Origin of the sequence: Chitinophaga sp. ARDCPP14 (genome assembly GCF_051362515.1) — a bacterium.
Lineage (GTDB): Bacteria > Bacteroidota > Bacteroidia > Chitinophagales > Chitinophagaceae > Chitinophaga.
This window is the reverse complement of record NZ_JBKIXB010000006.1, coordinates 56,647-73,630: the sequence shown is the minus strand read 5'-3', so window position 1 is coordinate 73,630 and position 16,984 is coordinate 56,647. Positions and strand designations below refer to the sequence as shown.

The window sequence follows — 16,984 nt, the reverse complement described above, 5'->3', positions numbered from 1 at the left end:
TAATTTCATCGGTGCATAAGTTTCCCCTTCCCGGATACGGCGGGCAGGGCATTGTTTATTATGTCAGTTCAAATACTATTGTTGGTTGATCCTGTATGTCCGGGCGCCCGTTTTTGTAACGGTTACCTGTAACGATCTGGATAATGTTCTGAAAAATACTTCTACATTATCTGTAGGTACTGTTCCTGTAAATGTTTGCCTGCCGAGGCTTTCTTCCTGGAGCTCAATAGTGATGCCCAGGTTATCCTGCAGGGATTTAATGACTTCTGTAATGGGCGTATCTGTAAATAATAGCTTTTTACTTTGCCAGGAAGAATATACTTCCGGGTCTACTTTTTTATTGGTCAGCTCATTGGTGGTGGCTGAGTAAGTGATCATGTCGCCGGGCTTCATGATGATAGATGCTGCCGTATCGCTTCCGCGGGGACGCAGCGCCAGTTTCACCACGCCGTTGTTCAGTACTACCTGTGTTTGCACCCGCCGGGTGTTAACATTAAAAGCGGTGCCTGTTACCTGTACGTCCATGTCGCGCGTATGCACTACAAAACGCTGGTTATTGTGTTTATGCGTTACCGTAAAAAATGCTTCTCCCTCAATCCATACTTCGCGGGCATCCTTTGCATTCCATTTCTCCGCATATCTCACGGAAGAATTCACGTTCAGCCGGATCTCGGAGCTGTCGGGCAGCAGGATGGTTTTCAGTTCTCCCATTTGGGTAGCCTGATGTACTTCCCCGCCGGAGAACAGGAAAAAAGCAGCGGCATATAAAACTGCAATACCGGCCAATACAGCTGCATAAGGCAGCCATCTCCTGTTTTTAATGGTATTCATTACCGGCTGCAGGGCAAAAATGCCCGGTTTGCCTGATTTTTCTGTTTTGTCGATGGTTTGTTCAATACGGTTCCAGGTATCCGCTTCTGCGGCAGCATCAGGTACCCAGGAAGGGGAACCTATTACCTGCAGCCATTGCCTGGCCTGCATTACGGTTTCACGCTTATCCGGATTATTGCCCATCCATTCCTCCCAGAAAGCGGTGGCGGTGGCATTGTTATCCAGCACCCAGCTCCGGAAAGAAGGTTCCTGCAAAAAATCTGAAATAGTGAATTCCCTGAATCTCATCTTCAATACTTATAGTGTAAAGTAAACCGGTGTTAAAATCTTAGCGTTCCGGCGCCACTTTTTTTTATTTTTTTTTGCCGCCTTTCAATTGTCTGTTAAACACTCATTAAAATGGCCATAATAAAAAGAGGGTAACCAGTTTGTCGCTGTGCTTTTTGAGAAAGCGCAATGCCTGCGACAGCAGCACATACGTGGCATTCACGCTGAGCGACATCAGCGCGGCGGCTTCCTTTGTATCCAGGCCCTGGAAATAACGCAGGTGCAATACCTCCTGCTGCCGGCGTGGCAACTGGTTGATCACTTTTACCAGTTTCTGCTGCTGCTCCCTCTCCGACTCCCGCCCCATGATGATCTGTTCCGGGTTGGTGCTGAAATCAGCTTTATCCATCGAATGATCAAACATACTGGGAACATACAGGGGCTTCAGGCTGCGGATGATATTCCTTTTAAGACTGGCCAGCAGGTAAAAACGAATGGTATCAGTAATGGATAAACGCTCCCGGCTGAACCAGAGTGTCACAAAAAGATCGTGTATACAATCCTTCACGATGGTTTCATCGGGATGAATCTTCATTCCATAGTTGAACAGTGCGGGGAAATGCTGTGTATAAATAAAAGACAATGCATCCTTATCGCCTTCCACTACCTTGATCCATAGCTCCTTATCATTCAGGCTGGCGTACAATTCAGTTAGATTTAAAATTTGTGCGGTTCTGTTTTTTATCTTTATATTCAATTCGTCTTAAAGATATAAACAGTAATAATAGTAAGCAAGTGTCGGAATTTAAAGGATACACCCAAATTTTAGACAGTTGCATGACTTTTCGGCTTTTCATTTGATTGCATGCAATCATTTTCGGTATTAATTTAAAATAACAAGAATGCATATTAAGACAATGGCAGAATATGCCGCAAACGGAGAAACCCCGGAAGTACTGTTCTGGGTGGGATGTGCAGGGAGTTTTGATCAGCGTGCCCAGAAAATAACCCGGGCATTTGCTACCATCCTTGAAAAAGTGGGCGTCCGTTTTGCCATTTTGGGAAAAGAAGAAAGCTGCACCGGGGATCCGGCAAGAAGAGCAGGTAACGAGTTTATTTTCCAGATGATGGCGCAGAATAATATCCAGTTGCTGAATATGTATGAAGTAAAGAAGATCGTTACTGCCTGCCCGCATTGTTTTAATACGCTGAAAAATGAATATCCCGCACTGGGAGGTAACTACGAAGTAATACATCATACCACCTTCCTCCAGTCGCTGATCGACGTAGGAAAAATAAAGATGCAGGAAGGCGGCACCTTCAAAGGCAAAAAAATAACTTATCATGATTCCTGCTACCTGGGCCGCGCCAATAATATATATGAAGCGCCCCGCAAGGTATTGGAAACCCTGGACGCCGAACTCGTGGAAATGAAACGCTGCAAAAGCAATGGCCTTTGCTGCGGCGCCGGCGGCGCACAAATGTTCAAGGAAGAGGAAAAAGGCGCCACCCGCATTAACTTTGAACGCGGACGTGAGGCCGTAGCTACCGGGGCGGCCGTGATCGCCTCCAATTGTCCTTTTTGTATGACCATGCTTACCGATGGCGTAAAAGACGCCGGCAAGGAAGAATCCGTAAAGGTGCTGGATATAGCAGAACTGATCGCAGAGAGCATGAAATGAATCCATTTACCTAAATTTGTGTTATGAATACCAGCAACATCTTCCCTTCAGGCTTTTCTCCCGCCTCCAGGGTTTGGATATACCAGAGCAACAGACCATTCAATGAACAGGAGATACTGGAAATTAACGAGCAGCTGCATCAGTTCACCGCCCAGTGGAACGCCCACGGCGCTCCCGTAAAAGGCTGGGGACAGGTGGTGCTGAACCAGGTGATCGTATTGATGGCAGATGAATCGCAGACCGCCGTAAGTGGCTGCAGCACAGATAGTTCCGTTCGCATTATCAAAAGTATAGAGCAACAGTACAGCGTTAATATGTTCGACCGCCTCCTGCTCGGCTTCATCGTAAAAGATAAAGTGGAGTTATTGCCTATGGCCCAGGTTGGCTATGCACTGGAGAAAGGTTATATCGATGAAAATACCATCTACCTGAACAATACCGTACTTACCAGGCAGGAACTGGATACCAGCTGGCTGCAGCCGCTGAAAAACAGCTGGATAGCCACAAAGCTGAAGTTAAAAACCGCGTAACTTCAAGCCGGCAGGGCGTTAGCGCTTCTAAACCATATTATCTGTTTCCGGATCATTAATGTCCTTTTATATACCAGGTGTAGCTGAAAACACATCTGCAAAAGCACATTAATCATCCGGAAATACTATTTTCTGCCATTCTGTCATTTTGTTATTTTTATTACCTATTTTTGCCTTCCAAAATTTTTGTCAGGATGCTTGATCTGGATACCAAAGTGCATGATGAAAGTCGCCAGGGAGAAGCTTTTGCTCCTGCAACGACTGGCACCCAAACATATACTAAAAAATTTTACATTGAAAGTTATGGTTGTGCAATGAATTTCAACGACAGTGAAATTGTTGCCTCCATCCTGGGCGAGGAAGGCTATGGCCCTACCCGCAACGCGGAAGAAGCCAGCCTCATATTGCTCAATACCTGCTCTATCCGTGAAAAAGCGGAACAAACCGTACGTAAACGTCTTACTGAATTCAAAAAAATAAAACAGCAAACTCCCGGCATGCTGGTGGGTGTTTTAGGCTGCATGGCCGAACGCATCAAAGGTAAACTGCTGGAAGAAGAGAAACTGGTAGACCTGGTAGTAGGCCCGGATGCTTACCGCAGTCTCCCGGCGCTGATTGCAGAAGCAGGAACCGGTCAGAAGTCGGTGAATGTGTTGCTGAGCCGCGAGGAAACCTATGGGGATATCAGCCCGGTACGACTGGATAACAACGGGGTTACTTCTTTTGTGTCCATTATGCGGGGCTGTAATAATATGTGTTCCTTCTGCGTGGTGCCGTTTACCCGTGGCCGTGAACGCAGCCGCGACGCCTATTCCATTGTGAAGGAAGCTGAAGAGCTTTTCGCCAATGGCTACCGCGAAGTAACGCTCCTGGGCCAGAATGTTGACTCCTACTACTGGACCAGCAACGACGGCAGCGAAACCATTACCTTCGCCATGCTGCTGGAAAGAGTAGCGCTCATCAATCCTTTGCTGCGCGTACGTTTCAGCACTTCCCATCCGAAAGACATTACAGATGAAGTACTATTCACCATGCTGAAGTACGATAACATCTGCAATTATATTCACCTGCCCGTACAAAGCGGCAGTTCACGCATCTTACAGCTCATGAACCGTACGTATACCCGCGAATGGTATATCAAAAAGGTAGACCGCATCCGTGAACTGATCCCCGACTGCGGCCTGTCTACCGACGTGATCACCGGCTTCTGCACGGAAACTGAAGAAGATCACCAGGATACGCTCAGCCTGATGCGCTATGCCCGCTACGACCTGTCTTATATGTACTTCTACTCCGAACGTCCGGGTACACTGGCAGAACGCCGGTATACAGATGATATTCCGGAAGAAGTAAAGAAAAGGAGACTGGCCGAAGTGGTGGCGCTGCACCGCGATATTTCGCAGGAAAACATGCTGAAAGAAGTAGGCAAAACGTTCAAAGTATTGGTAGAAGGCACTTCCAAACGCTCCGATGAGCAGCTGTTTGGCCGCAACGATCAGAACAAGGTAATCGTGTTTCCAAAGGAAAACTTTAAAAAAGGCGATTACGTGATGGTTAAAGTGGAAAGCTGCACATCAGGTACTTTGATCGGGAAAGCTGTAGTTTAGCAATAAATAATTGATAGTATGATAAATCCGATTATTTCCCGTCACCTGGAAGAGATAAAAGATACTTGTAATAAACATCATGTAAAATATCTCTTTCTGATAGGCTCTGCAGCCAGGAATACCATGCACTCTGGAAGTGATGTGGATTTATTATACTCTTTCAAGGAAAAAGAAATTCCCGGCGATCAGTACGCTGACAATTTTTTTGACCTGAAAAGCTCACTTGAAAGCATCCTGAAGATTAAGGTGGATCTTGTTGCGCAGGATTATCTTCGGAACCCATACTTCATTAAAGCAATTAATAAAGATAAGACCCTGGTTTATGAAGGATAAATCAATAGAAAAATATATGTATGATGTGATTGATTCTATCAATGCCATACAGATATTTACTAAAGATGCAACAGATTTCGACTCGTTCGTGTCTTCCAGGCTATTGACCAGCGCTATTGAAAGGGAATTACAAATAATAGGTGAAGCCGTTATTTGTGCGCTAAAAATAAAGCCCGATCTGAATATCAGTGAGGTGCAAAAAATAAAAGCAACAAGGAACATTATTGTTCATGACTATGATGGGATCAATTACAGGATTCTGTGGGATATCGTCAATAATCATCTTCCCATTTTAAAAACGGAAGCTGAAGCTATTTTAAACCATCAAACATACGAATAACCGCTTATGGACATACAGGCTATAAAAAACAGGTTTGGCATTATTGGTAGTAGTCCTGCGCTCAATTACGCATTGCAGGTGGCTGTTCAGGTAGCCAATACCGATCTCACGGTACTCATTAACGGTGAAAGTGGTGTTGGTAAAGAGGTTTTTTCACAGATCATTCATGCCCTGAGCGCACGTAAACATAATCCGTTTATTGCCGTTAACTGCGGCGCTATCCCCGAAGGTACGATCGACTCCGAGCTTTTCGGCCACGAGAAAGGATCGTTTACCGGCGCGGTCGACAGCCGTAAAGGTTACTTTGAAACCGTTAACGGCGGTACTATTTTCCTCGATGAAATTGGCGAAATGCCCATGGGAACACAGGCAAGGCTGCTCCGTGTACTGGAAACCGGTGAATATATCCGCGTAGGTTCCTCCAAAGTACAGAAAACAGATGTACGGGTAGTAGCCGCTACCAACCGCGATTTGCTGGAACGTACCCAACAGGGCAAATTCCGCGAGGATCTTTACTACAGGCTCAACACAGTCCCCATCCGGGTGCCTGCGCTCCGCGACCGTAAAGAAGATATTCCTTTGCTGTTCAGAAAATTCTCGGTCGACTTCTCCGAAAAATATAAAACACCTTCGATACAACTGGATGAAGAAGCCCGTAATATCCTGGTAAACTACCCGTGGAGAGGTAATATCCGCGAGCTGAAAAATATTGCAGAACAAATTTCCGTTCTGTCTTCAGATAAACTGGTAACTGCCAATGATCTGAAAAGATTCCTCCCCGATCAGCCGGAAGTGAACCGCCTGCCCATGTTGGCGGCGCCACAGCAGAACAGCGATTTTAACAGTGAGAGGGATATCCTGTACAAACTTTTCTTCGATATGAAGAAAGATGTAACAGAAGTAAAGAAAATGTTCTTCGACATCCTGCAAAATCCGAATATGCCACATGCAGCTGAATATCATCCTGATAATCATGTGCTGCACACTTATCCCGGCGCTGCAGAAATGAATACGCCTCCAGGCGCCGGCCTGGGACCAGCGCAACAGCCCATTATCCTGTCGGATAATAAAATTGATCATCACGAAGAAGTAGAAGAAACACTATCTATTGCCGACAAAGAGAAGGAACTCATTGTGAAAGCGCTGAAAAAACACAAAGGCAAACGTAAGGATGCCGCGCTGGACCTCGGTATTTCCGAAAGAACGCTTTACCGCAAACTCAAAGAATATAATATCGCCGAATAAACGAATCTTAATCCTAGCACCACAATGATCAGCAATATCAAAGTATTTATAGCCATCGGCGTAATGGCAATATTGGCAGGTTGTAGCGTGAAGTACTCTACCACCGGCGCCAGTATCGAACAGGGAGCCACCACCGTGAATGTACGCTTCATCGAAAACAGGGCGCCCATCAATAACCCGACCCTGAGCCAGAAGCTGACAATGAAACTGCGTGATAAGATTACTTCACAAACCCGTCTTACACAGGTGAATGAAACAGAACCCCGCGCCGATTACGAGTTCAAAGCCACTATTACCGGCTACTCCTTTTCCAATGCGGCGGTAACCAATGTGGACCAGGCGGCTACTTCCAGGCTCAATGTTACTGTAAACGTTACTTTCATTAAAAGGATAGGCGATAAAAAAGGCTTCACCCAATCCTTTTCCCGTTCAGCAGAGTTCCCGGCCACGCAATTGCCCAGCTCCGTGGAAAACAATCTGCTGGAAAGCAATATTATTCCCGGTATCACAGATGATATCTTTAACAGGGCTTTTGCAAACTGGTAGTGTGTAATCATTAATTTATTACATTAGCAACCTATGACGGCAAACAGGATTATAGCACATGTGTTTCTACAACCCTCCCTGGAGTTGGTGAATGAAGCGGCAATGGAGCAACTGGTAGCGGATCACCCGTATTTTTCCGCAGCCCGCCTCCTGCTGGCAAAAAAAGTATACCAGGAAACCGGCAACCTTCATCACCCCGCCCTAAAAAAAGCGCTCCTGTATTCAGATCAGCATCACTATGCTTATCAGCTGATTACAGCAGAAGAGGTGTTACAGGTTGTAGAAAACCGCGTAGCTGCCATTATTCCGGAAGATGCACTCCCGGAGGTAATGGAAGAACCGGAGGCGCCCATCGCCGTCGCGGATTTTGAACCGGGTAACGCCAGTCATACCGCCACCGCGGAAATACTCCCACCACCGGTAGTAATGCCGGCGGCTACCAACGGGCAGGATCATGCAGAGGCCGCGGATGAAGAAGAATCAACTTCCTCCGGCCCTATTAAGATATTCCCGATGGCAGCGGCCGAAGAAGAAACGGAACTGATCTTTCAACCTTTATACACAGATGATTATTTTGCTTACAAGAGACTTAAAAATCCCGATGAAGCAGATGATTTAAACGAACAAGGAGCGGCAGAAATGAAGAGTTTTACTTCCTGGTTACGGCAAATGAAAGACAATTTTGCCGGGAAAACCAGCAAAGACTGGTATCACCAGCAGTTACACCGGATGTACGAAGAAGAGGAAGAACCGGAAGTTTCTGAAACCGTGGAAAAAATGGCGATGGACTCCATTGTATTCAACAATGATATCGTTTCAGAAACCCTGGCCGAAATCTGGGTACGCCAGCAGCAGTATGGCAACGCGATTAAGATATATCAAAAATTAAGTTTGCTTAATCCCGACAAAAACGCTTATTTTGCGCAAAAGATATTAGACTTAAAGTCAAAAACAGATAAAAATAAACAGTAATTTCTATGTTGATAATTTTTGGTATCCTGATCATATTAGCCTGTGTGTTGTTGGGCTTCTTCGTGCTGATCCAGAACCCAAAAGGTGGCGGACTCTCCGGCAGCCTCGGTGGTGTTGGTAATCAGGTGATTGGGGTGCGTCAGACAACTGACGTATTGGAAAAAGGTACCTGGATACTGGCGGCACTGATTGCCATCTTGTGCCTCACTGCTCCTTTCTTTATTGGTAAAGGCAGCAAAGTGCAGCAGGTTGCACCAAGTGCAGTAGAAAAAGCATCCGCTGGCCAGCCAATTGCGCCTCCGGCACCATCAACTCCGTTACAAGGCACCCCTGCTCCGGCACCGGCTCCTGCTCCCAACAAGTAATTAACACTATCAGCATAATAATATTTGAAACCTCGCCGTTAAAAGCGAGGTTTTTTTTAATGGCAACCGGCGGCGTATATTGAAAAACCTGGCTGATCACGCCTTTGCCCACTTGTAACTTCCAACACGATCTATGGCGAAGAAAAGCAAACAATCCAGCGCAAAATCAGTCTGGATAAGACGGATACTGGTCATTGCCGGCTGTTTGGCGGCCGGTGCACTGGTATATACCTCCTACCGCGTATTTGGCCCCAATACCAAACCATTTGGCGACAGCAAATACTTTTATGTGCGCACCAACAGCACCTACTCAGCGGTACTCGACGGACTGGAAGAACAGGGCATTATCCGCAACCGCAACAGTTTTAACTGGGTGGCGGAAAAACTCGACTATCCCAACCGCGTAAAAGCAGGACGCTATAAAATTACCCGCGGCATGAGCAACTTCGACATTGCCCGCATGCTCCGCTCCGGAAAACAAACACCGGTGGTACTCGTGATCAATAAACTACGCACCAAAAACGATTTCGTCAGGAAGATCTCCAACAACCTGGAAGCAGATTCCAATGTAATGCGCTCCCTGATAAATGACCCGGTATACCTCCGCCAGTTTGGCCTGGATACCAACACCGTCATGTGCGCCATCATCCCCAATACATTCGAATTCTACTGGAATACCGGCGCAGAAGCCGTATTTAAAAAACTGGAAAAAGAAAGGGAAGAATTCTGGACGGCGGAAAGAAAAGAAAAAGCCGCTAAACTGGGCCTCACCGCCAATGAAGTAACCATTCTTGGTTCCATCGTGGAAGAAGAAACCAATAAAAACGATGAAAAGCCAATGGTTGCCAGCGTATACCTCAACCGCTACCGGAAAGGCATGCGCCTCCAGGCAGATCCTACCGTGAAGTTCGCACTGCAGGACTTCGGGCTGAAAAGGATCCGGGAAAATCATACCCTCTTCGATTCGCCGTATAACACTTACCGTTATGCCGGCCTGCCCCCGGGACCCATTTGCACGCCCTCGGAAAAAACTTTAAATGCCGTATTGAATACTCCTGAAACAGATTACCTTTATTTTTGTGCCAGAGCCGACTTCTCCGGCTATCATGCTTTCGCAGCCACCTATGCCGAGCACCTGATAAACGCAAGAAAATACCAGGCAGAACTGAATAAAAGAGGATTCTAAATAAATAACAAATTTGGCCTTCAGACCCGAAAACATCATCTTCCGTTCAAAACCCTACCGCCGGCTGGTGGCAAGGACTAAAACACTGATCCTTCCCGGGTTTGAAGGCATCCCACTATACGACGTACTGAAACACTTCGGACAGGAAACCAAAAGCCGGGGACTGGGGGACCGCGCCAGGGCCATTTCCTTTAACTTCCTCCTGGCCATTCCACCATTTTTCATCTTCCTGTTCACACTGGTACCATACATCCCGGTGCAAAACATAGAGCCCACCCTCTACGACCTGGCGGAAGACCTGACACCCAACTACAACACCTATATGATTGTGCGGGGAATGATCCACGACTTCCTCTACACACACCGCAACGGATTGCTCTCTATCGCCTTCCTGATGGGATTCTTCTATTCCTCCAACGGCGTAATGGGTATTCTTCGTTCCTTCAGTAAAATACAGGGCGCCGGCTTCCGGAAAAGAAAATGGTGGCAAAACAGGCTGATAGCACTGCAACTCACCGCCATACTGGTTTTCCTGCTGCTCATTACCGTTGCCCTCATCATTGCTCAAGGCGCTACGCTCCGCTGGCTGTTTAACATCATCGGCATCCACAGCACCTTATTACGGAACGTGATCGATATCGCCCGGTGGGTACTGATCATTATGCTTTTTTATTCGGTGAATGCGGTGCTGTACCGCATTGGCGCCGCTACCACCACCCGCTGGAAATTCATTACCGCCGGCGCCGCCGTAGCCACTATATGCATGATCCTGGTGACCATAGGGTTCTCCTGGTTTGTGAATAATTTTGGCAACTATAATAAGATTTACGGATCTATCGGCACCATTCTCGTACTCATGCTGTGGGTGTTCTTCAACTCCTTTATCCTCCTCGTGGGGTTTGAACTGAATGCCAGCATCAGAACCATCAGCGACGCAAGAAAAGAAACAAAAAAAACTTCCCTGCCCGCATAACAAACCTCGTCAACTTCTTCTTTTATTCCCTGACAAATATTTTTATCTTATTCTTTTTTATTATATCTTAAACGATTATTTGTCTTTGAAAAAAGACAGGAATATCCTGTAGCATTTTACTATATTTAATCAGGACCTGAAAACCATACGCTATGATAAAGGCCACCTTTTATTTATCCTGCTGTACTATTTTACTTTCTTCCTTTCAACCAAACCGGGAAGTTCCCCTGGAACCGGGATCTCCTTTACCAAAGTCAGAAATTGCCTGTACCGATATTTCCGGAAAAGAGATTTCATTGGGCGCAGCAAAAGGCGCCAACGGATTGCTGGTCATCTTTGGAAGTAATCAATGCCCGTACATGCTGCGCAACCAGGAACGGCTGCGTAACATCTGCGTGTATGCTTCAAAAAACCGGATCGGCATCATTATGGTGAACTCCAACGAAGCTGCGCGTACCGGCAATGAATCCTTTGCCGCCATGAAGCAGTATGCCACCTCGCAGCATTTCACCTGGTATTATGTGATAGATAAAAATGCGATACTGGCCAATGCCTTCGACGCCAATCATACACCCGAATGCTTCCTGTTTGACAAAAACAGCCTGCTCGCTTATAAGGGCGGAATTGACGACAGTCCGGGTAATGCAGACGCTGTAAAAACACGCCTCTTACAAAATGCCATCAACGAAATGCTGGCTGGCAAACCTGTCAGCGTAAACACTTCCCATACCCTGGGATGTAATATAAAAAGGAACCTGTAAAACTATTGTCCTACCAGGAAAACTGCATTGCTAAACAACAGCTTGCCATTTTCCCAGAAACTTCTGAACAAGGGATTATCTGCAAGAATAATCACTGATCCGTTACCTATTTCTTTCACACCAAACAGCAGCCCGTCTTTCAACTGCTGCCGGGTAGATGCGCCCACAAAGCCGGTGAGGTAGCTGTCTTTCTTTAACACGCCCACATTCCAGCCGCTGCTTTCAATAAACTCATACAAATGCGCATCCTGCTTCAATGTATAATACAAAGCAGGGTAGCCAAAGGCCAGCGGATGCGTGGTATCCAGCTGCACTTTATAAATGGCGCCGGGTATAAACTGTTTAATGCTTTCCCGCTCCCTGTTGGCATAAGGTTTCACGGCATCATACGGATGCGCTGCTGCGGCTTTTTCTTTGGCGTCTTTATCTTTCTCTTCTTCCTTTTTCAGTTTAATGCCCCAGTCGGCGCCCGCTACCTGTACCGCCGCACTTTCCAGTGCAATCAGTTTTCCCCCGTTATTCACCCATTCTTTCAGTTTGTCGGTAGCCGCTTTATCTTCAAACATCTTATAATCCCCATCTGCTAAAATCAGCACATCTGTCCGGTCCCAGTTAATATCATCCACATTTCGTTCATCCACTACCGTTACAGGGAAATCCAGCTGCTGCTCAAAGAAATGCCATATCTCTCCCATGCCCAGTGAAGAGATGCCTCTTCCTGCCAGCAGGGTTACTTCCGGCTTGCGGATAAACCGGATCTTGTCTGAGCCAAAGTCCATTCCTTTATCTACGAACCCAGTAGCCACTGCTTCCAGTGAAATCTTAAAATGATTGGCCTGCATGGTGATGAACCGGTCGAACTGATCTCCTTTGGCAGTATTGCCCGAACGGGTAATAATAAGCGTACCTGCGGGGAAATCCTTACCGCCGGCAGTAAACGGTGTTTCTGTAAACCGTACTTTAATATCGTTTTGCAATAACGCCGACAGGAATTTCACATCGCGCACGCTGTTCCATTTAGCCAGGTAAGCATAGGGTTGCTGTATCGACAACGGCGTGTTGTTACGTGCCGCCGGCGCGTCTGCCGCTGGTGTTAACGGCAGCTTCACCGCATAGGAAGTTAACCCGTAAGCATACGGCAACGCCCATGCAGTAATATCGTAGGTAATGGAATCTGTTAAATGAGAGACCGGTTCAAACAATACCCGCAGCATATTGGAATGTGGCTGATAGGCATTGATCACCAGGTCTTCTTTATCGATGGTAAACGTTTCTGTTTTGCCGATAAAGTAATTGAAGCCGCTGGCGCTGCCGGTGTTGGCGCCAAAGCCGAATGCGATATTATTTTTACGCAGCAGTTCTGCCAGCGTATTAAGCTTTTCGGTGTTGCCGCCGGCCTTCACCACATATGATTTATACCCGCCCTGTGGCGCTTTCTGCGCCGCTTCAAAGTATTGGGTATACTCCTGGATAATCTTGTCTGCCTGTTGGGACGCCACTTCTATGGTAGACATGCTGGTGGTGAAATGATGTGCAATACGGTCGGTCAGTGTAAGCGTATCGCCGTCTTTTTTCAGTACTGCCACGCCTGCCCTTCCGCTGCCCCCCTGCTCGTACGTCATGCCAATGGCGCCGTTGTACATGGGATAGGTATCGCCATAGCTGGGATAGAACAGATCGAAACGTTCCTTTGTGAAATACAACCAGCCCTGCTGATCAAAGTACTTCGCATTGTTTTTACCAATGAGCACCTGCAACTGGCGCTGCCAGGGCGTTATAGCGTCATGAAAAGGTTCTGCTGCAGGCGCAAAATAATAAGGCGCTTCTATTTCCTGCTCATGAAAATCCACGTGCAGCTGTGGCATCCACTGGTTGTACTTCGCCACCCGCTGCTGCGATTCCTTTTGTGTTTGCCAGGCCCAGTCGCGGTTCAGATCAAAGTAATAATGATTGGCCCTTCCGCCTGGCCAGGGTTCATTGTGCTCCCTCGACCAACGGTTTACATTGGGTGTAGCGCCGCGGGTGTTGTTATAGAAGTTCACATATCTTTCGCGTCCGTCGGGGTTCAGGCAGGGGTCAATTACCACCACGGTATTCTTCAGCCACTGCTGCGTTTGTGCATTCGCGTTATTCACCAGTTCGTACAGGGCCTTCATCGATGCTTCCGTGGAAACCGCCTCATTACCGTGCACGTTATAGCTTAACCAGACAATCACCGGCTGATTGCCGGCGCTGTTGCCTTTCGCGTTGGACATGTCCAGGCTGTGCTGCCGGATCTCCTCAAGCCGGCCGGCATTTTCAGGAGAAGCAACAATTGCCAGCACCAGCGGCCTGCCTTCATAGGTAGTGCCATACTGTTCCAGCTTTACATTCTTCGCTGTAGCGGCTACCTGTTTGAAATAGTCTACCACTTTATAATGTGGCGTAAACTGTGTTCCCAGGGGATAACCGAGAAACTGATCAGGGGTTGGCACCTGGGCATTTGCAAAAAGAACGCCCAGCATAACAACGGTCATTAGTATAAATCTGCGCATAGAAAGCCTGCTATTATTGGATACTGTAAGTTAGGAATTGTTTTCGGGTGATAATTATTAACACTGCTTAAATTATTAAATTTCCTATAATTCCCCGCATATCCTTAATTTCGATCCAAACAGATACCCATGCGTTTCCTTATCATGCTGGGGATGACGGTATGCACTTTACATACCGCCTGTGCCCAGCAAACAACAGATGAACTACATCCTTACGATTATAGTGTAGAAAAAGATATCAAAGTGCTGCATGGAGCAGTAGTATCTGCGCATCCGCTGGCCAGCCGTGTAGGCGCCATCGTACTGCAACAGGGCGGCAACGCGGTGGATGCGGCCATAGCCACGCAGCTGGCGCTGGCCGTGGTATACCCGGGCGCCGGCAATCTTGGCGGAGGAGGGTTCCTGGTAGGTCACCTCAAAAGTGGCCGGAATATCGCCATTGATTACAGGGAAACAGCCCCGGCAAAAGCGCACCGGGATATGTACCTCGATTCTCTTGGCAACCCGGTTACCCAGCTGAGTCTTGATGGCCAGCTGGCCGCAGGCGTGCCTGGCACCGTTGCCGGGTTATTTGCCGCGATGAAGTACGCCAGGCTGCCTTTTGCAAAACTCATAGATCCGGCTATCCGCCTGGCAGAGAAAGGGTTTGTGATCACTGAAGCAGAAGCCAGTGGCCTGAACAACGCCAGGGCTGATTTCGAAAGACTGAATACCAGCAAAACCGCCTTTGTAAAAGAACAACCCTGGAAGGCCGGCGACACATTGATACAAAAAGAACTGGCACATACGCTCACGCTTATACGAAATAAAGGAGCCGCAGGATTTTACCAGGGAGAAACCGCCGCCAGCATCGTGGCAGAAATGAAACGCGGCAATGGTATCATGACGCTGCAGGATCTTAAAAGCTATAAAGCAAAGGAAAGGACAGCGGTAGCTTTTAACTATAAAGGCTATACGATTGTAACCATGCCCCTGCCTTCCAGCGGCGGCATTTGCCTGCAACAGCTGATGGGCATGGTGGAAAACTATCCCATCTCGCAATGGGGATTCCAGTCGCCGCAGGCGGTTCAACTGATGGTGGAAGCGGAAAGGCGCGCGTATGCCGACCGCGCCCAGTTTCTCGGCGACCCCGATTTTGTGAAAGTACCCATCTCACAACTTACTGATAAAAAATACCTGGCCGCCCGCATGCAGGACTTTACACCCGGTAAAGCAGGTTCCAGTGAACAAACCAAAGCGGGCGTGCTGCCGGAAAGCGAGGAAACCACGCACCTCAGCATCATCGATGCCGATGGCAATGCAGTAGCGGTAACCACCACGCTCAACGGCCACTTCGGCAGCAGAACAGTGGTAGGTAAAGCAGGCTTTCTACTCAACAATGAAATGGACGACTTCAGCGTAAAACCCGGCGTGCCCAATATGTACGGACTGGTAGGCACCGAAGCCAACGCCATTGCACCGGCCAAACGCATGCTCAGCTCCATGACGCCTACCCTCGTTTTACAAAAGAACGAAGTGCTATATTCATTGGGTACACCCGGCGGCGCGACTATCATCACCTCCGTTTTTCAAACGCTGATGAATACACTGGAATTCGGGCTTACCCCATCAGAAGCTATCAACAAACCTAAATTCCATCACCAATGGCTGCCGGATGAAATTGCCGTGGAGAACGATTTTCCCGACACCACCATCCAGGCGCTGGAAGGGATGGGCTATAAAGTAGTAAAACGCGGCGGCATTGGCCGTACAGAAATTATTAAACGGGCGCCTGAAAGCCGCTACCTGGAAGCTTCCGGGGATAAACGTGGCGACGACAGCGCAGCAGGATATTAACTTAAAAACATTGACATGTCTATTCAGTCTATCTATTTACAAAGTGTACTAAAACGGCTTGAAATACACCGGGAGCTGGGCCTTAAAACCATGTTGCGGCTCAACAAAGCGCAGCTGAACTGGCAACCGGAGGGAGAGCCGAACAGCATTGCCATGATTATAAAACACCTGCATGGCAATATGTTATCACGCTGGACCGACTTCCTCACCACCGACGGAGAGAAGCCCGGCCGTAACCGCGACGGGGAATTTGAAGAAAGCGATCTTTCCCCGGAAGAAATCCTCCAGCTTTGGGACGAAGGCTGGAACTGTATGCTCCTGGCTATCCGCAGCCTGCAGGAAACAGACCTGGACAGGACCGTGTTTATCCGTAATGAGCCTCACATTGTGATAGATGCCATTAACCGGCAACTGGCTCATGTGCCCTACCACGTGGGACAAATCGTATACATCGGGAAAATGATCCTGAAAAGTAATTGGGAAAGCCTGTCCATCCCCAAAGGCGGATCGGCAGCCTTCAATAAAGAAAAAACAGGGAACTGACCATCCATGAAAATACGTCATCTACTTACCGTTATCGCGGTGCTATCTGTGATCACCGCCTGCCAGGGTAAAAAGAACAATGAACTGCTGATGAATAAAAAGTGGCGGGTATACGATGTAAAAATTCCACCGGAGTCGCCCATCAGCAACACACAATACATACAGGCGCAGGACCTTAAAAAAGGTTACTACCGGGATGCTTATTATCAATTCCTCGATAACAACGTTTTCGTGGCCACTATTGCAGGCAGGTCGGATACGGGTAAGTACTTTATCCTCAGCAATGGCGCCATGATCTCTGTTACCGCGAAGAACGGCGACCGTAAGGTGGAGAACCTGGTTACCGTTACCCGGCTTACAGAAGATTATTTCGACATGCAGGTAACTTCTACCGATTTCCAGTTTATCTTATGTACTAAGAAAGATTAACGGC

General features: G+C 47.6%; 18 protein-coding genes. 15 read left to right on the top strand and 3 right to left on the bottom strand.

Going from position 1 to position 16,984, the window contains the following annotated elements; genetic code table 11:
* Positions 1–75: 75 nt before the first annotated feature.
* Together ACLHR0_RS17680 and ACLHR0_RS17675 are read right to left on the bottom strand one after the other, a co-directional pair.
* A complete protein-coding gene (locus tag ACLHR0_RS17680; RefSeq protein ID WP_429046111.1) occupies positions 76–1,119 on the bottom strand; it encodes a FecR family protein in 1,044 nt (347 codons plus the stop codon).
* A gap of 106 nt (positions 1,120–1,225) precedes the next feature.
* Entirely contained in the window at positions 1,226–1,804 is a 579-nt protein-coding gene (locus ACLHR0_RS17675) for an RNA polymerase sigma factor (RefSeq protein ID WP_370912668.1), read from the bottom strand.
* A gap of 196 nt (positions 1,805–2,000) precedes the next feature.
* Between ACLHR0_RS17675 and ACLHR0_RS17670 the strand changes: the two genes are divergently transcribed.
* The 12 genes from ACLHR0_RS17670 (at position 2,001) to ACLHR0_RS17615 (ending at position 11,638) form a co-directional block, all read left to right on the top strand.
* Positions 2,001–2,780, top strand: coding sequence for a (Fe-S)-binding protein (locus tag ACLHR0_RS17670; protein WP_436488316.1), 780 nt, complete (start codon positions 2,001–2,003; stop codon positions 2,778–2,780).
* Positions 2,781–2,803: 23 nt separating this feature from the next.
* Positions 2,804–3,310, top strand: coding sequence for a hypothetical protein (locus ACLHR0_RS17665; RefSeq protein ID WP_436488314.1), 507 nt, complete (start codon positions 2,804–2,806; stop codon positions 3,308–3,310).
* Between the two features lie 194 nt (positions 3,311–3,504).
* Positions 3,505–4,917: a tRNA (N6-isopentenyl adenosine(37)-C2)-methylthiotransferase MiaB gene (miaB, locus tag ACLHR0_RS17660; protein ID WP_436488312.1), complete on the top strand. Its 1,413-nt coding sequence runs from the start codon at positions 3,505–3,507 to the stop codon at positions 4,915–4,917.
* 18 nt (positions 4,918–4,935) lie between these two features.
* Positions 4,936–5,250, top strand: coding sequence for a nucleotidyltransferase family protein (locus ACLHR0_RS17655; protein WP_436488310.1), 315 nt, complete (start codon positions 4,936–4,938; stop codon positions 5,248–5,250).
* The gene (locus ACLHR0_RS17650; protein ID WP_436488308.1) at positions 5,240–5,590 is read left to right on the top strand and encodes a HepT-like ribonuclease domain-containing protein; all 351 of its coding nucleotides are present in this window, start codon (positions 5,240–5,242) and stop codon (positions 5,588–5,590) included. Before ACLHR0_RS17655 ends, ACLHR0_RS17650 begins: the two co-directional genes overlap by 11 nt.
* Positions 5,591–5,596: 6 nt before the next feature.
* Entirely contained in the window at positions 5,597–6,835 is a 1,239-nt protein-coding gene (locus ACLHR0_RS17645) for a sigma-54 interaction domain-containing protein (RefSeq protein WP_370912672.1), read from the top strand.
* Between the two features lie 24 nt (positions 6,836–6,859).
* Positions 6,860–7,381 (top strand): LPS assembly lipoprotein LptE, encoded by a 522-nt coding sequence (gene lptE / locus ACLHR0_RS17640; protein ID WP_370912673.1) that lies wholly within the window; start codon positions 6,860–6,862, stop codon positions 7,379–7,381.
* Positions 7,382–7,414: 33 nt separating this feature from the next.
* Positions 7,415–8,353, top strand: coding sequence for a hypothetical protein (locus ACLHR0_RS17635; protein WP_436488306.1), 939 nt, complete (start codon positions 7,415–7,417; stop codon positions 8,351–8,353).
* A gap of 5 nt (positions 8,354–8,358) precedes the next feature.
* On the top strand, positions 8,359–8,718 hold the full coding sequence (secG, locus tag ACLHR0_RS17630; RefSeq protein WP_436488304.1) for a preprotein translocase subunit SecG: 360 nt from the start codon (positions 8,359–8,361) through the stop codon (positions 8,716–8,718).
* A 133-nt stretch (positions 8,719–8,851) separates the two neighbouring features.
* Positions 8,852–9,904, top strand: a complete 1,053-nt coding sequence (mltG, locus tag ACLHR0_RS17625; protein WP_436488302.1) for an endolytic transglycosylase MltG — start codon at positions 8,852–8,854, stop codon at positions 9,902–9,904.
* 13 nt (positions 9,905–9,917) lie between these two features.
* On the top strand, positions 9,918–10,877 hold the full coding sequence (locus ACLHR0_RS17620; protein ID WP_436488300.1) for a YihY/virulence factor BrkB family protein: 960 nt from the start codon (positions 9,918–9,920) through the stop codon (positions 10,875–10,877).
* Between the two features lie 152 nt (positions 10,878–11,029).
* Complete coding sequence (locus ACLHR0_RS17615; protein ID WP_436488298.1) at positions 11,030–11,638, top strand: redoxin family protein; 609 nt, start codon at positions 11,030–11,032, stop codon at positions 11,636–11,638.
* 2 nt (positions 11,639–11,640) lie between these two features.
* Here the strand turns inward: ACLHR0_RS17615 and ACLHR0_RS17610 are convergent, their stop codons facing one another.
* Positions 11,641–14,172 carry a M14 family metallopeptidase gene (locus ACLHR0_RS17610; protein ID WP_436488296.1) on the bottom strand — a complete coding sequence of 844 codons (2,532 nt, stop codon included), beginning with the start codon at positions 14,170–14,172 and terminating at the stop codon, positions 11,641–11,643.
* Between the two features lie 129 nt (positions 14,173–14,301).
* Here ACLHR0_RS17610 and ggt point away from each other — a divergent pair, with 129 nt between their 5' ends.
* The 3 genes from ggt to ACLHR0_RS17595 are packed head-to-tail and all read left to right on the top strand — an operon-like array spanning position 14,302 to position 16,980.
* Positions 14,302–16,008: a gamma-glutamyltransferase gene (gene ggt, locus ACLHR0_RS17605; RefSeq protein WP_429060957.1), complete on the top strand. Its 1,707-nt coding sequence runs from the start codon at positions 14,302–14,304 to the stop codon at positions 16,006–16,008.
* 15 nt (positions 16,009–16,023) lie between these two features.
* Positions 16,024–16,551, top strand: a complete 528-nt coding sequence (locus ACLHR0_RS17600) for a DUF1572 family protein (RefSeq protein WP_436488294.1) — start codon at positions 16,024–16,026, stop codon at positions 16,549–16,551.
* 6 nt (positions 16,552–16,557) lie between these two features.
* Positions 16,558–16,980: a hypothetical protein gene (locus ACLHR0_RS17595; protein ID WP_429046088.1), complete on the top strand. Its 423-nt coding sequence runs from the start codon at positions 16,558–16,560 to the stop codon at positions 16,978–16,980.
* Positions 16,981–16,984 lie beyond the last annotated feature (4 nt).

Excerpts from the sequence above, each read along its gene's own strand:
- ACLHR0_RS17680 (WP_429046111.1), bottom strand. The coding sequence starts at position 1,119 with ATGAGATTCAGGGAATTCACTATTTCAGATTTTTTGCAGGAACCTTCT.
- ACLHR0_RS17670 (WP_436488316.1), top strand. The coding sequence starts at position 2,001 with ATGCATATTAAGACAATGGCAGAATATGCCGCAAACGGAGAAACCCCG.
- ACLHR0_RS17665 (WP_436488314.1), top strand. The coding sequence starts at position 2,804 with ATGAATACCAGCAACATCTTCCCTTCAGGCTTTTCTCCCGCCTCCAGG.
- miaB (WP_436488312.1), top strand. The coding sequence starts at position 3,505 with ATGCTTGATCTGGATACCAAAGTGCATGATGAAAGTCGCCAGGGAGAA.
- ACLHR0_RS17655 (WP_436488310.1), top strand. The coding sequence starts at position 4,936 with ATGATAAATCCGATTATTTCCCGTCACCTGGAAGAGATAAAAGATACT.
- ACLHR0_RS17650 (WP_436488308.1), top strand. The coding sequence starts at position 5,240 with ATGAAGGATAAATCAATAGAAAAATATATGTATGATGTGATTGATTCT.
- ACLHR0_RS17645 (WP_370912672.1), top strand. The coding sequence starts at position 5,597 with ATGGACATACAGGCTATAAAAAACAGGTTTGGCATTATTGGTAGTAGT.
- lptE (WP_370912673.1), top strand. The coding sequence starts at position 6,860 with ATGATCAGCAATATCAAAGTATTTATAGCCATCGGCGTAATGGCAATA.
- ACLHR0_RS17635 (WP_436488306.1), top strand. The coding sequence starts at position 7,415 with ATGACGGCAAACAGGATTATAGCACATGTGTTTCTACAACCCTCCCTG.
- secG (WP_436488304.1), top strand. The coding sequence starts at position 8,359 with ATGTTGATAATTTTTGGTATCCTGATCATATTAGCCTGTGTGTTGTTG.
- mltG (WP_436488302.1), top strand. The coding sequence starts at position 8,852 with ATGGCGAAGAAAAGCAAACAATCCAGCGCAAAATCAGTCTGGATAAGA.
- ACLHR0_RS17615 (WP_436488298.1), top strand. The coding sequence starts at position 11,030 with ATGATAAAGGCCACCTTTTATTTATCCTGCTGTACTATTTTACTTTCT.
- ACLHR0_RS17610 (WP_436488296.1), bottom strand. The coding sequence starts at position 14,172 with ATGCGCAGATTTATACTAATGACCGTTGTTATGCTGGGCGTTCTTTTT.
- ggt (WP_429060957.1), top strand. The coding sequence starts at position 14,302 with ATGCGTTTCCTTATCATGCTGGGGATGACGGTATGCACTTTACATACC.
- ACLHR0_RS17600 (WP_436488294.1), top strand. The coding sequence starts at position 16,024 with ATGTCTATTCAGTCTATCTATTTACAAAGTGTACTAAAACGGCTTGAA.
- ACLHR0_RS17595 (WP_429046088.1), top strand. The coding sequence starts at position 16,558 with ATGAAAATACGTCATCTACTTACCGTTATCGCGGTGCTATCTGTGATC.